This is a genomic window from Enterobacter sp. 61D5 (genome assembly GCF_034107965.1).
GTDB lineage: Bacteria > Pseudomonadota > Gammaproteobacteria > Enterobacterales > Enterobacteriaceae > Enterobacter > Enterobacter cloacae_M.
Genome location: NZ_JAWNFK010000012.1, coordinates 102,025 through 115,069 on the forward strand (window position 1 = coordinate 102,025; position 13,045 = coordinate 115,069).

Sequence of the window (13,045 nt, forward strand, 5' to 3'; positions counted from 1 at the left end):
TTCGTACTCATCTCTTGCACCAACCTGCGCGGATGCGCAGGTTTTTTTTCGCCTCCACTTTTGCTGTCGCTCCCGTATCACTTCTCGTGTAATCTGCCACCATTTACTATCAACCCTCCACACTGGCTGGCAAAGGGAGTTGAGATGCTATTTGGGTTCTTCCGTACACTCTTCCGCATTCTTTTTCGCATCCGCGTCACTGGCGATGCCCAGGCGCTTCGCGGCGAACGCGTTCTTATCACGCCAAATCATGTTTCCTTTATAGACGGCATTCTGCTGGCGCTATTTTTACCCGTGCGCCCGGTGTTTGCGGTCTATACCTCTATCAGCCAGCAGTGGTACATGCGCTGGCTCACGCCGCTGATTGATTTTGTGCCGCTTGACCCGACAAAGCCGATGATGATTAAGCATCTGGTGCGTCTGGTTGAGCAGGGGCGTCCGGTGGTTATTTTCCCGGAAGGGCGTATTTCAGTGACCGGTTCGCTGATGAAAATCTACGACGGCGCGGGGTTTGTTGCAGCGAAATCAAAAGCGACCGTGGTGCCGCTGCGCATTGAAGGCGCAGAGCTAACGTATTTCAGCCGCCTGAAAGGGCTGGTGAAGCAGCGTCTGTTCCCAAAAATCACGCTGCATATTCTGCCGCCCACGTCGTTACCAATGCCGGACGCGCCGCGTGCCCGCGATCGCCGTAAAATCGCCGGGGAAATGCTGCATCAGATTATGATGGAAGCGCGCATGGCCGTGCGCCCGCGCGAAACGCTGTACGAATCTCTGCTTTCCGCGCAGCACCGCTATGGCGCGAAGAAAAACTGCATCGAAGACATCAACTTTACCCCGGATACCTATCGCAAGCTGCTGACTAAGACCCTGTTTGTGGGCCGCATTCTGGAGAAGTACAGCAAAAAGGGCGAAAAGATTGGCCTGATGCTGCCTAACGCGGGCATCAGCGCGGCGGTGATTTTTGGTGCGGTTTCCCGGGGGCGCATCCCGGCAATGATGAACTACACGGCGGGCGTGAAAGGGCTGACCAGCGCCATCACCGCTGCCCAGATTAATACCGTCTTTACCTCTCGTCAGTTCCTGGACAAAGGCAAGCTCTGGCATCTTCCCGAGCAGCTCACTCAGGTGCGCTGGGTCTTCCTGGAGGATCTGAAAGCGGACGTGACCACCGGCGACAAGCTGTGGATTTTTGCTCACCTGCTGATGCCGCGTCTGGCGCAGGTCAAACAGCAGCCGGAAGATGACGCGATCATTCTCTTCACGTCGGGCTCGGAGGGCAACCCGAAAGGCGTCGTCCACAGCCACAAGAGCATTCTGGCGAACGTTGAGCAGATCAAAAGCATTGCCGACTTTACCGCGAATGACCGTTTTATGTCGGCGCTGCCGCTGTTCCACTCCTTTGGCCTGACGGTGGGGCTGTTTACGCCGCTTCTGACCGGCGCAGAAGTGTTCCTCTACCCAAGTCCGCTGCATTATCGGATTGTGCCGGAGCTGGTGTATGACCGTAACTGCACCGTCCTGTTCGGCACATCAACGTTCCTCGGCAACTACGCGCGCTTCGCCAATCCGTATGACTTCTATCGCGTGCGGTATGTGGTGGCCGGTGCGGAAAAACTGCAGGAGAGCACGCGTCAGATCTGGCAGGACAAGTTTGGCCTGCGCATTCTCGAAGGTTATGGCGTTACCGAGTGTGCTCCCGTGGTCTCGATTAACGTACCGATGGCGGCGAAGCCGGGTACGGTGGGTCGAATTCTGCCGGGGATGGATGCGCGTCTGCTGGCCGTGCCGGGCATTGAGGACGGTGGCCGTCTGCAGTTGAAAGGGCCAAACGTGATGAACGGTTATCTGCGCGTGGAAAACCCAGGCGTGCTTGAGGTGCCGACGGCGGAAAACGTTAACGGCGAGATTGAAACCGGCTGGTACGACACCGGTGATATTGTCCGTTTTGATGAACAAGGCTTTGTACAGATTCAGGGACGCGCGAAGCGCTTCGCCAAAATCGCCGGTGAAATGGTCTCTCTGGAAATGGTTGAGCAGCTGGCGACGGCCGTCTCCGCGGATAAAATGCATGCGACGGTGGTGAAGAGTGATGCCAGCAAAGGCGAGGCGCTGGTGCTGTTTACGACTGACGCTGAGCTTAAGCGCGACAGGTTACTGAGCTATGCGCGTGAACACGGTATTCCTGAACTGGCGGTGCCGCGCGATATTCGCTACCTGAAGCAGCTCCCGGTGCTGGGTAGCGGGAAGCCCGATTTCGTGACCCTGAAAGGCATGGTTGAAGAGGCGGAACAGCAAAATGCGTGAGTCAGTACACACTAACACATCGCTCAGATCGAAAGGCATGATGGCCGTTATCGCCGCACAGTTTCTCTCTGCGTTCGGTGATAACGCGCTGCTGTTTGCCACTCTGGCGCTGCTGAAGGCCGAATTTTACCCCGACTGGAGCCAGCCGATCCTGCAGATGGTGTTTGTGGGCGCTTACATTATCTTTGCTCCGTTTGTAGGGCAGGTGGCGGACAGTTTCCCGAAAGGCCGGGTGATGATGTTTGCCAACGGTCTCAAGCTGCTGGGTGCCGCCAGCATTTGCTTTGGCTTCAATCCGTTTATTGGCTACACGCTGGTGGGCATTGGCGCCGCCGCCTACTCCCCGGCGAAGTATGGCATTCTCGGCGAGCTGACCACCGGGGATAAGCTGGTGAAAGCCAACGGTCTGATGGAGTCGTCAACCATTGCCGCTATCCTGCTCGGATCCGTCGCGGGCGGCGTACTGGCCGACTGGCATGTCCTGGCGGCACTGGGCATCTGCGCGGTGGTGTATGGCGGGGCAGTTGTGGCGAACCTGTTTATTCCTAAGCTACCTGTGGCTCGCCCGGGGCAATCCTGGCGCTTTAAACCGATGACCGGCAGTTTCTTTACCGCCTGTCGCGTGCTGTGGCGTAACGGAGAAACGCGTTTCTCCCTGATGGGAACCAGTATGTTCTGGGGCGCGGGCGTCACGCTGCGCTTCCTGCTGGTGCTGTGGGTGCCGGTGGCGCTTGGAATTACCGACAACGCGACGCCGACCTATCTTAATGCGATGGTGGCCATCGGCATTGTGGTGGGGGCAGGCGCGGCGGCGAAGCTGGTGACGCTCGAGACGGTAGCACGCTGCATGCCCGCAGGGATCCTGATTGGCGTCGTGGTGCTTATTTTCTCGCTGCAACATGCATTATTGCCTGCGTATGTCCTCCTCATCCTGATTGGTATTCTGGGCGGTTTCTTCGTGGTGCCGCTGAACGCGTTGCTGCAGGAACGTGGCAAGCAGACCGTCGGGGCGGGGAATGCCATCGCGGTACAAAACCTGGGTGAAAACCTGGCGATGCTGCTAATGCTGGGGCTCTACTCGCTGGCGGTAAAAGTCGGTGTGCCGGTGGTGGGGATTGGCGTCGGGTTTGGCGGGCTGTTTGCGCTGGCGATTGCGGGATTGTGGATCTGGCAACGTCGTCGCTGATAAGTGCGGTCTGATGCCCTCACTCCGGCCCTCTCCTACAGGGAGAGGGAGCAAACCCTAAAAACGGCAACGTGCGTTGCCGTTTTGCTTTTATTACGGCGCAGGATACGTATAAACCTGATGCACCGCTTCAATCTCCGCTAACACCTCTTCACTCAGGTTCAGATGGAAACTCTCAATATTGGTTTTCAGCTGTTCCATCGTAGTCGCGCCCAGCAGGGTGCTGGCAACAAACGGCTGACGGCGCACGAAGGCCAGCGCCATCTGTGCAGGGTCAAGACCATGACGCTTCGCGATATCCACATAGGCGGCAACGGCTTTCTGCGTCTGCTCGCCGCTGTAGCGGGTAAAGCGGCTAAAGAGGGTATTTCGCGCCCCGGCCGGTTTCGCGCCGTTCAGGTATTTCCCCGTCAGCGTGCCAAAGCCGAGACAGGAATAGGCGAGCAGTTCCACTTCTTCATACTGCGTCACTTCGGCCAGACCAACCTCATAGCTACGGTTAAGCAGGCTGTATGGGTTCTGGATAGTGACGATACGCGGCAGATCGTGTTTATCCGCCAGGTGAAGATAGCGCATTACGCCAAAGGCCGTTTCGTTAGAGACGCCAATGTAGCGGATTTTTCCCGCGCGCTGGCACTCGGTCAGCGCTTCCAGGGTTTCCAGCAGCGTTACGGCGGGGGCGCTCTCATTCCAGCTGTAGCCGAGCTTGCCAAAGCAGTTGGTTGGGCGCTGCGGCCAGTGCACCTGATACAGATCGAGGTAGTCGGTTTGCAGGCGCTTCAGGCTGGCGTCCAGTGCGGCACGGATATTCTTGCGATCGAGGATCTGATTCGGGCGGATCCCGGTATCGTTGTTGCGCGCGGGGCCACTGACTTTGGAGGCAATCACCAGCTTTTCACGGTTGCCGCGTTTTGCCAGCCAGTTACCGACGTAGGTTTCGGTAAGTCCCTGCGTTTCCGGACGTGGAGGAACAGGGTACATCTCCGCGACATCAATCAGGTTAATCCCCTGGCTGACGGCGTAATCGAGTTGTGCATGGGCATCGGCTTCGCTGTTTTGTTCACCAAATGTCATCGTGCCCAACCCCAGTTGGCTTATTTCCAGAGCGCTGTGGGGGATACGGTGATAATGCATAGCCGGCTTCCTCAGTAGACTTATAGACCGCGTCAGGGCGTGCCCGACAAAGGAATATAAACATGGCAGAGGGGAAGCAAAAGGGGAAGAAAAAAATCAAAAAGGCCAGCAAGCGACTGACCTCTCTCTGTTTATCGCTCGATAATTTGCGATACTTCGTCGCGATTGATCTGCATTTTATTGCCTTCCTGGTCGCGGTAGCTGACCAGACCGGTATCATCGTCGACTTCGGGTTTGCCGTCGGTCAGGATCATTCGACCGTCTTTTGTCGCCATAACGTAATCGCTGCTACAGCCCGATACGGCAAACGCTAAACCGACTGCTGAAACTAACACTGCCCATTTTTTCATCGTTGTCGTCCTCATCTGGCGCGTATCAAATCATAGTTTAGTTTTAACCTGATATTGCAACAGGAGGAAGCGGTAAAATCTTAAAAAGTAGTCGATTATGTTTGAGAGCTCGCAAAATAAGTAAAAAACTATGTTTTTAACAGGAAATGACGGGCAAGGAGTGCGCCGGTGAAATTCTTTTTGAGATAAAAACCGCGCGGCAGCGTCAGTATCGGCTCGCCCTTCGCGCCGATGGCCTCGGTAAGCGCTTTGCTGTTGGCCGCTTTCGGGCGCAGCTGTAATACTTCTCCGTGTCGGGCGGTGATGCGCTCTACCTGCCCAAGCACAATCATGTCCATCAGCTCCTCCCAGTCCAGCCGCAGCTGATGCTCTTCATCCTCGTTAGGGCTCCAGAGCAGCGGCGCGCCAACGCGACGGTCGGCCAGGGGGATCTGTCGCTCGCCTTCAACCGGTACCCACAACACGCGCTTCAGCTTGTGGCGAACGTGGCTGGTTTCCCACGTCACGCCGGTGTTGCCGGTTAATGGTGCAACGCAGACGAAGGTGGTCTCAAGAGGCTTGCCCTGGCTGTCTATTGGGATGGTTTTTAACTCCACGCCAAGCGCTGCAAAATCCTGCTCGGGTTTGCTTCCTGCGCTGGCACCCAGCCACAGCTCAAGCAGCATGCCGATCCAGCCTTTATCCCGTTTCAGATCCTTGGGGATCTGAAGCCCTGCCATTGCCGCCAGCTCGCCAAGCGAAAAGCCTGCCAGACGCTGTGCCTGCTGTTGCAACTGGCCCTCGCTGGACGGCGGTGAGAGCAAGGGTGTAAGCGGATGCATGAAGGTAACCTTTTGATTAAAAAATAAACGAAGAAATTGTCCCCTGTGGATAGAGTTTAACTATTTCTGTACCAATATTCCATGTCTATGATTTATAGGTTTTTTTATTGCTTTTAAATCGTTTCACCAGACTCAGAAAACCGGTTGTTCAAATCTGGTCACTGACAATGAACAGGATCTTACACCATGTTATCCACAGAAAAATGGGATAACTGGGCATAACCCTGACTACTGTTTCAATTTACAGCCTTGACGTGCGATGAAAATCGAATTTTCAAACAAATTGTGACTAACTTATTGGCACAATCTGTGGATAAAACCGACGCTGTTCGATCTTTCATCAGCACGACGATCCCTGATGTGACGATCGTCACGCTATTCTGTTTTTTGTTCATAAAAATACATTTAACTTCATGAAAAATATTGAATTATTTAAATTACGCGAAAGCGTTGGCAAGGCAGGGTTTGAGGTTGTTCATCGGTAATCAGACACTTCTTCACAACTATATCCACAGAAAAGGTGAATAAAATTCCCTTCACTGCCTCTCATCTGTTTATAACTCAGTGCTTATTTGTGAGTTATTCAAATGTTATTAGGTTACAGCCCTGTAAGAGAGTGGTTTACCGCCTCCCTGTAGTGTGAAACAATCATTCATATATAAGGTTTAGTTTGGGGTAGTCCGGTGATTGATGACGATGGCTACCGCCCGAACGTAGGAATAGTAATTTGTAATCGTCAGGGCCAGGTAATGTGGGCCCGGCGATATGGTCAGCACTCCTGGCAGTTCCCGCAAGGCGGGATCAATCCGGGAGAGTCCCCAGAACAAGCGATGTACCGGGAGCTTTTTGAAGAGGTCGGTTTAAGCCGAAAAGATGTTCGCATCCTGGCTTCGACCCGCAACTGGTTGCGTTACAAGTTACCGAAACGTTTGGTGCGTTGGGACACAAAGCCGGTTTGTATCGGCCAGAAACAGAAGTGGTTTCTGTTGCAGTTGGTGGGCAACGATTCAGACATCAATATGCAAACCAGCAGTACGCCGGAGTTCGATGGCTGGCGCTGGGTGAGCTATTGGTATCCTGTTCGTCAGGTCGTGTCATTTAAACGCGATGTTTACCGTAGGGTGATGAAAGAATTTGCAAGTGTGGTAATGCAGCTTCAGGAGATCCCGCCTAAGCCGCAGAGCGCACCTGCCTGGCGACGTAAAAGAGGTTAAGCTACGCAAATCATGCTCACCCGCTTGCGAGAAATAGTCGAGAAGGTGGCCAGCGCGCCGCGTCTGAACGAGGCGCTGAACATTCTGGTCACTGACATCTGTCTTGCGATGGAGACCGAGGTCTGTTCGGTGTATCTGGCCGACCACGATCGGCGCTGCTATTACCTGATGGCAACCCGTGGTTTGAAAAAACCACGCGGACGCACCGTAACGCTCGCATTTGATGAAGGTATCGTGGGTCTGGTCGGGCGGCTGGCTGAACCCATCAACCTTGCTGACGCACAAAAACACCCCAGCTTTAAGTACATCCCTTCCGTAAAAGAAGAGCGCTTCCGCGCTTTCCTTGGCGTGCCGATTATCCAGCGTCGCCAGCTGCTCGGCGTGCTGGTCGTCCAGCAGCGTGAGCTACGTCAGTACGACGAAAGCGAGGAGTCTTTCCTCGTCACGCTGGCCACGCAGATGGCGGCGATCCTCTCTCAGTCCCAGCTTGCCGCGCTTTTTGGTCAGTATCGCCATACGCGCATTCGTGCCCTTCCGGCATCGCCAGGCGTGGCGATAGCGGAAGGCTGGATGGACGCCACGCTGCCGTTAATGGAGCAGGTTTACGAAGCCTCAACGCTTGATGAAGCGCTGGAGCGCGAGCGTCTCACCGCCGCGCTGGAAGAGGCGGCGAATGAATTTCGTCGTTACAGCAAGCGCTTTGCCGCAGGCGCACAGAAAGAGACTGCGGCCATCTTCGACCTCTATTCGCACCTGCTCTCCGACGCGCGTCTGCGTCGTGAGCTGTTTGCGGAAGTGGATAAAGGCTCGGTCGCAGAGTGGGCGGTTAAGAAGGTCATCGAAAAATTTGCCGATCAGTTTGCGGCACTGACCGACGGTTACCTGAAAGAACGGGCTGGCGATCTCCGCGCCCTGGGACAGCGTCTGCTGTTCCATCTCGATGACACCATTCAGGGGCCGAATGCCTGGCCAAAACGGTTTGTTCTGGTCGCCGATGAACTCTCGGCAACGACGCTGGCTGAACTGCCTCAGGACAGGCTGGCCGGTGTGGTGGTGCGCGATGGTGCCGCCAACTCGCATGCCGCCATTATGGTGCGCGCGCTGGGTATCCCAACCGTTATGGGGGCCGATATCCAGCCGTCGGTACTGCACCGCCGTACGCTGGTGGTTGACGGCTATCGCGGTGAGCTGCTGGTCGATCCTGAGCCGGTTCTGCTCCAGGAATACCAGCGACTTATCAGCGAAGAGAATGAATTAAGCAAGCTGGCGGAGGATGACGTTAACCTGCCCGCACAGCTTAAGAGCGGAGAGCGGATCAAAGTCATGCTCAACGCCGGTTTAAGCCCTGAGCATGAAGAAAAGCTTGGCAGCCGCATCGACGGTATTGGCCTGTACCGTACTGAAATCCCGTTCATGCTGCAGAGCGGTTTCCCCTCCGAAGAGGAGCAGGTGGCGCAGTATCAGGGGATGCTGCAGATGTTTAACGACAAACCTGTCACCCTGCGAACCCTGGATGTCGGTGCGGATAAACAGCTGCCCTATATGCCGATCAGCGAAGAAAATCCGTGCCTGGGCTGGCGTGGGATCCGCATTACGCTCGATCAGCCGGAGATCTTCCTGATCCAGGTGCGTGCAATGCTGCGCGCCAACGCGGCGACGGGCAATCTCAGCATCTTACTCCCGATGGTCACCAGCATCGATGAGATCGACGAGTCCCGGCGACTGATCGAACGTGCCGGCCGTGAAGTGGAAGAGATGATCGGCTATGCGATCCCGAAACCGCGGATCGGGGTGATGCTTGAAGTGCCGTCTATGGTCTTTATGCTGCCGCAGCTGGCAAACCGTGTTGATTTTATCTCTGTCGGCACGAACGACCTGACGCAATATATTCTGGCCGTCGACCGTAACAATACCCGTGTCGCCAGTATCTACGACAGCCTGCATCCGGCGATCATTCGCGCGTTAGCAATGATTGCCCGTGAAGCGGAACAGTACGGCATTGATTTACGCCTGTGCGGTGAAATGGCCGGGGATTCAATGTGCGTTGCGATCCTGATTGGTCTGGGATACCGCCATCTGTCGATGAACGGTCGCGCTGTTGCTCGGGTGAAGTACCTGCTGCGGCATATCGACATCAACGATGCCCGCGAGCTGGCTGAACGCAGCCTTGACGCGCAGCTGGCAGCAGAGGTTCGTCATCAGGTCGCAGCGTTTATGGAACGACGCGGTATGGGCGGCCTGATCCGCGGCGGCCGCTAATCATCTTTCTGCCTCTCCCTCCGGGAGAGGGCTCCAGCGCGCATAAAACCCTATACACATCTTTTACATCTCTGGCGCATCCTCCGCGCCCGCCTTGTGCTATGATTCGCAACTTTGGAGCCTCTGCTTACGGCAGAATCGCATTTCTACCGCTGTCCACTTTCAGCGGAATAACAACATCTTGTGGTGACAGATGAACAGTGGTTATCTGCATTTTCCGGAATTTGATCCGGTCATTTTCTCAGTAGGACCTGTTTCGCTTCACTGGTACGGTCTGATGTACCTGGTGGGCTTCATTTTTGCCATGTGGCTCGCTGGCCGTCGCGCCAGTCGTCCGGGCAGCGGCTGGACGAAAAACGAAGTTGAAAACCTGCTCTATGCGGGCTTCCTCGGCGTGTTCCTCGGTGGCCGTATTGGGTACGTGCTGTTCTATAACTTCCCGGTATTCCTGAATGACCCTCTCTATCTGTTCCGCGTCTGGGACGGCGGCATGTCCTTCCACGGCGGCCTGATTGGGGTGATCCTGGTGATGGTGATTTTTGCCAAACGCACCAAACGCAACTTCTTCCAGGTTTCAGATTTTATCGCACCGCTGATCCCGTTTGGGCTGGGCGCTGGCCGTCTGGGTAACTTTATCAACGGTGAGCTGTGGGGCCGCGTCGACCCGAGCGTGCCGTACACGATGCTCTTCCCGGGCTCCCGCGCAGAGGATATCGCGCTGCTGCCATCACACCCGGAGTGGCAGTCCATTTTTGATACCTACGGCGTTCTGCCGCGCCATATGTCTCAGCTGTACGAGCTGGCGCTGGAAGGCGTGGTGCTGTTTATCATCCTCAACCTGTTTATCCGCAAACCGCGTCCGATGGGCGCTGTCTCCGGCCTGTTCCTGATTGGCTACGGCGCATTCCGTATTATCGTCGAGTTCTTCCGTCAGCCAGACGCACAGTTTACCGGCGAATGGGTACAGTACATCAGCATGGGGCAGATCCTCTCCATTCCGATGATTGTCGCGGGTGCCATTATGATGATTTGGGCGTATCGTCGTCGTCCACAGCAACAAATTTCCTGAGGAACCATGAAACAGTATCTTGAATTGATGAAAAAAGTGCTCGACGAGGGCACGCCGAAAAACGACCGCACCGGCACCGGTACGCTCTCCATTTTTGGCCACCAGATGCGCTTCAACCTGCAAGAAGGCTTCCCACTGGTGACGACAAAGCGCTGCCACCTGCGCTCGATCATTCATGAACTGCTCTGGTTCCTGCAAGGCGATACCAACGTTGCGTATCTGCACGAAAATAACGTCTCAATCTGGGACGAATGGGCAGATGAAAATGGCAACCTGGGCCCGGTTTACGGCAAGCAGTGGCGCGCCTGGCCAACGCCTGATGGTCGCCATATCGACCAGATCACCACCGTGATGAACCAGCTGAAAAACGATCCGGACTCGCGCCGAATCATCGTTTCCGCCTGGAACGTCGGCGAGTTGGATAAAATGGCGCTGGCACCGTGCCATGCGTTCTTCCAGTTCTATGTGGCGGATGGAAAGCTTTCCTGTCAGCTCTACCAGCGCTCCTGTGACGTGTTCCTCGGCCTGCCGTTTAACATTGCCAGCTATGCGCTGTTGGTCCACATGATGGCGCAGCAGTGCGATCTGGAAGTGGGTGATTTTGTCTGGACCGGTGGGGACACCCATCTTTACAGCAACCATATGGAACAGACGCATCTCCAGCTGACTCGCGAACCGCGTGCGCTGCCGAAGCTGATTATCAAGCGCAAACCGGCATCAATTTTCGACTACCGCTTTGATGATTTCGAGATTGAGGGCTATGACCCGCATCCGGGCATCAAAGCGCCTGTCGCTATCTGATGCGATAAAGCGTGACACAACCGGTGCTGTTTAGCGCCGGTTTTTTTTCGCCTTTATCCCGTTTCCCGAAGCGCTATCCAGAAAGCGTGCAACGCGCTGCAACACTCCTGATTCTCCGGATAACGCCTCGTAAAACGAAGAACCGTCGCTCGTCATGTTCACGGTGCTTCGCCACACTCCCGGTATGAAAAAAGAGAACGGTTTTACGCTTATCGAAACGCTGGTCGCGATTTCGCTTGTCGTTATCCTCAGCGCCTCAGGGCTGTACGGCTGGGACAGCTGGCAGCGGCAGCAGCGGCTGTGGCAAACCGCCAGTCAGGTGCGAGATTACCTGCTGTTTCTGCGCAATCATGCCAACCGCTACAACCGCGACCATCAAATTACCCGTGTGCGGGTGGGAGGCATGGATTGTCTGGTGAGCTCTGCAGCGCAAGGCTGTGAGAAGGGCAGTCCCTTTGTGCTGATACCACTCTGGCCAGAGGTCGCGATCGGCGAGGTAACGCCGTCGCTCGCGTTCTATGGATTAAAGGATACGGCATGGGCTGGGCGGATACGCGTTCAAAGCCGCGCGGGAGAATGGCTGATTATTGTCTCAAATGGAGGACGCATCAGGATGTGTAAGGTCTCTGCGGGAGGTTCATGTCGATGAAGCAGCGAGGTTTCTCACTGACTGAAGTTCTGATTGCCACGGCGATTAGCAGCCTTTTACTGATAAGCGCATCGCGTTTTTTACCCGGCTTGCAGCGGGCGGTCTTAGCGCAATCTGGCCAGAGACAACTGGAGGAAGAGGTCTGGCACCACCTGTTCGCCCTGGGTAAACAGCTTCAGCGTGCGGGGTACTGCGCGGGAAACTGTCAGGGACAGGCGCTGGTAACAGCCAGGCAAGGAAGTTGCGTCATTGTGCGGTGGGATGCCAACAGTAACGGCAGCTGGGATAACAGCGCATCAGAAAATGACAGCACCGGTTTTCGACTGGAGTCTGGTGCGCTTGAAACCCTGCGTGGAGCGACCTCATGTGAAGGAAAAGGATGGGAAAAGCTCACGGACCCGGACAGGCTAGCGATCACGCATTTTTTGGTGAGGAAACTTGAACATGCCGGTTTTGCGCCAGAGGTGAATATCGAACTGGCGGCGATTCGTAAAGGCGAGCAGGGGGAACCCTGGCAGGCGTTGTATACGGTCACGGGGTACAACCTGTGAATCGTCAACGCGGAATGTCTTCGCTGGCGCTGGTTCTGCTTTTACTGGTGCTCGGTACCCTTATCCTCACGGGTCTCAATCAGCAGCTCACAACGTTTAGCGCGCTAGTTGGCGGGGAGAAAAGCTCGCTTCAGCAGCAGGTGAAGGTACAGTCCGCGCTTGAATGGGGACGGGTTCAGAGCTGGTCGTCAGAGACACAGGTTCAGTGCAAGAAGACACCGGCGTGGCGAGTGTGTTTGCGCCAGCTGAGTGGGGCGCGTGTGCTGCTGATTGCCGGAGACAGCGACCTGCTGCTTTGGCGCTCAGGAGAGATTGTCGACGGGAACGTTCGCTTTTCGCCTCACGGCTGGAGTGATTTTTGTCCCCTTAAGGAGAGCGCGTTATGCCAGCTGCCGTGAACAGAGAAAAAGGGTTTAGCATGGTTGAGGTACTGCTGGCGATGATGCTGCTGGTGATCGTCGTGACGGCTTTGTCCGGTTATCACCGGGCGCTGGCGGCGCGGTTTACCCTATTTAATCAGTATCGCCAGCTCTGGCACCATGCCTGGAATCAGTCTCAGCTCTCAACAAATGTTCTCCCGGCAGGCTGGCAGGCCAGTCGGGGGCAGACAACGCACGCAGGATGTGTCAGCATCACGGTCACACTTATTTCTCCTCTGGGGCGGCGCGGTGAGATAACGCGTCTGCATTGCCCGGTTAGCCAGTAGT

At 55.6% G+C, this 13,045-nt stretch carries 13 protein-coding genes; 10 read left to right on the forward strand and 3 right to left on the reverse strand.

The features are described from left to right. The first annotated feature begins 144 nt into the window (after nt 1–144). Both aas and lplT read left to right on the forward strand, forming a co-directional pair. Nucleotides 145–2,304, forward strand: a complete 2,160-nt coding sequence (gene aas / locus UTM25_RS13655; RefSeq protein WP_194401238.1) for a bifunctional acyl-ACP--phospholipid O-acyltransferase/long-chain-fatty-acid--ACP ligase — start codon at nt 145–147, stop codon at nt 2,302–2,304. Then, nucleotides 2,297–3,490: a lysophospholipid transporter LplT gene (gene lplT / locus UTM25_RS13660; protein ID WP_047060028.1), complete on the forward strand. Its 1,194-nt coding sequence runs from the start codon at nt 2,297–2,299 to the stop codon at nt 3,488–3,490. The genes aas and lplT overlap by 8 nt, the downstream gene beginning before the upstream one ends. Nucleotides 3,491–3,583: 93 nt before the next feature. On the opposite strand, the gene UTM25_RS13665 is transcribed toward lplT, so the two are convergent. The 3 genes from UTM25_RS13665 to mutH all read right to left on the reverse strand — a co-directional run bounded on the left by UTM25_RS13665 (nt 3,584) and on the right by mutH (nt 5,795). Then, the gene (locus UTM25_RS13665) at nt 3,584–4,624 is read right to left on the reverse strand and encodes an NADP(H)-dependent aldo-keto reductase (RefSeq protein ID WP_023309049.1); all 1,041 of its coding nucleotides are present in this window, start codon (nt 4,622–4,624) and stop codon (nt 3,584–3,586) included. A gap of 131 nt (nt 4,625–4,755) precedes the next feature. Beyond that, nucleotides 4,756–4,974, reverse strand: a complete 219-nt coding sequence (locus UTM25_RS13670; RefSeq protein WP_008499668.1) for a YgdI/YgdR family lipoprotein — start codon at nt 4,972–4,974, stop codon at nt 4,756–4,758. A gap of 128 nt (nt 4,975–5,102) precedes the next feature. After that, entirely contained in the window at nt 5,103–5,795 is a 693-nt protein-coding gene (gene mutH, locus UTM25_RS13675; protein WP_194401237.1) for a DNA mismatch repair endonuclease MutH, read from the reverse strand. Nucleotides 5,796–6,478: 683 nt separating this feature from the next. Here mutH and rppH point away from each other — a divergent pair. The 8 genes from rppH to UTM25_RS13715 all read left to right on the forward strand — a co-directional run bounded on the left by rppH (nt 6,479) and on the right by UTM25_RS13715 (nt 13,044). Continuing rightward, nucleotides 6,479–7,009 (forward strand): RNA pyrophosphohydrolase, encoded by a 531-nt coding sequence (gene rppH, locus UTM25_RS13680; protein ID WP_013098553.1) that lies wholly within the window; start codon nt 6,479–6,481, stop codon nt 7,007–7,009. 12 nt (nt 7,010–7,021) lie between these two features. After that, nucleotides 7,022–9,268: a phosphoenolpyruvate--protein phosphotransferase gene (gene ptsP / locus UTM25_RS13685; protein WP_023309047.1), complete on the forward strand. Its 2,247-nt coding sequence runs from the start codon at nt 7,022–7,024 to the stop codon at nt 9,266–9,268. A gap of 193 nt (nt 9,269–9,461) precedes the next feature. After that, complete coding sequence (lgt, locus tag UTM25_RS13690; protein WP_023309046.1) at nt 9,462–10,337, forward strand: prolipoprotein diacylglyceryl transferase; 876 nt, start codon at nt 9,462–9,464, stop codon at nt 10,335–10,337. 6 nt (nt 10,338–10,343) lie between these two features. Then, nucleotides 10,344–11,138, forward strand: coding sequence for a thymidylate synthase (thyA, locus tag UTM25_RS13695; RefSeq protein ID WP_014885081.1), 795 nt, complete (start codon nt 10,344–10,346; stop codon nt 11,136–11,138). 184 nt (nt 11,139–11,322) lie between these two features. Next, the gene (locus UTM25_RS13700; RefSeq protein WP_194401257.1) at nt 11,323–11,787 is read left to right on the forward strand and encodes a prepilin peptidase-dependent protein; all 465 of its coding nucleotides are present in this window, start codon (nt 11,323–11,325) and stop codon (nt 11,785–11,787) included. Further along, the gene (locus UTM25_RS13705; RefSeq protein ID WP_194401236.1) at nt 11,778–12,338 is read left to right on the forward strand and encodes a prepilin peptidase-dependent protein; all 561 of its coding nucleotides are present in this window, start codon (nt 11,778–11,780) and stop codon (nt 12,336–12,338) included. The genes UTM25_RS13700 and UTM25_RS13705 overlap by 10 nt, the downstream gene beginning before the upstream one ends. After that, nucleotides 12,335–12,736, forward strand: a complete 402-nt coding sequence (locus UTM25_RS13710) for a DUF2509 family protein (protein WP_194401235.1) — start codon at nt 12,335–12,337, stop codon at nt 12,734–12,736. The genes UTM25_RS13705 and UTM25_RS13710 overlap by 4 nt, the downstream gene beginning before the upstream one ends. Beyond that, nucleotides 12,721–13,044, forward strand: coding sequence for a prepilin-type N-terminal cleavage/methylation domain-containing protein (locus tag UTM25_RS13715; protein WP_023309042.1), 324 nt, complete (start codon nt 12,721–12,723; stop codon nt 13,042–13,044). The genes UTM25_RS13710 and UTM25_RS13715 overlap by 16 nt, the downstream gene beginning before the upstream one ends. Nucleotide 13,045: the final 1 nt, after the last annotated feature.

Excerpts from the sequence above, each read along its gene's own strand:
- aas (WP_194401238.1), top strand. The coding sequence starts at position 145 with ATGCTATTTGGGTTCTTCCGTACACTCTTCCGCATTCTTTTTCGCATC.
- lplT (WP_047060028.1), top strand. The coding sequence starts at position 2,297 with ATGCGTGAGTCAGTACACACTAACACATCGCTCAGATCGAAAGGCATG.
- UTM25_RS13665 (WP_023309049.1), bottom strand. The coding sequence starts at position 4,624 with ATGCATTATCACCGTATCCCCCACAGCGCTCTGGAAATAAGCCAACTG.
- UTM25_RS13670 (WP_008499668.1), bottom strand. The coding sequence starts at position 4,974 with ATGAAAAAATGGGCAGTGTTAGTTTCAGCAGTCGGTTTAGCGTTTGCC.
- mutH (WP_194401237.1), bottom strand. The coding sequence starts at position 5,795 with ATGCATCCGCTTACACCCTTGCTCTCACCGCCGTCCAGCGAGGGCCAG.
- ptsP (WP_023309047.1), top strand. The coding sequence starts at position 7,022 with ATGCTCACCCGCTTGCGAGAAATAGTCGAGAAGGTGGCCAGCGCGCCG.
- lgt (WP_023309046.1), top strand. The coding sequence starts at position 9,462 with ATGAACAGTGGTTATCTGCATTTTCCGGAATTTGATCCGGTCATTTTC.
- thyA (WP_014885081.1), top strand. The coding sequence starts at position 10,344 with ATGAAACAGTATCTTGAATTGATGAAAAAAGTGCTCGACGAGGGCACG.
- UTM25_RS13700 (WP_194401257.1), top strand. The coding sequence starts at position 11,323 with ATGAAAAAAGAGAACGGTTTTACGCTTATCGAAACGCTGGTCGCGATT.
- UTM25_RS13705 (WP_194401236.1), top strand. The coding sequence starts at position 11,778 with ATGTCGATGAAGCAGCGAGGTTTCTCACTGACTGAAGTTCTGATTGCC.
- UTM25_RS13715 (WP_023309042.1), top strand. The coding sequence starts at position 12,721 with ATGCCAGCTGCCGTGAACAGAGAAAAAGGGTTTAGCATGGTTGAGGTA.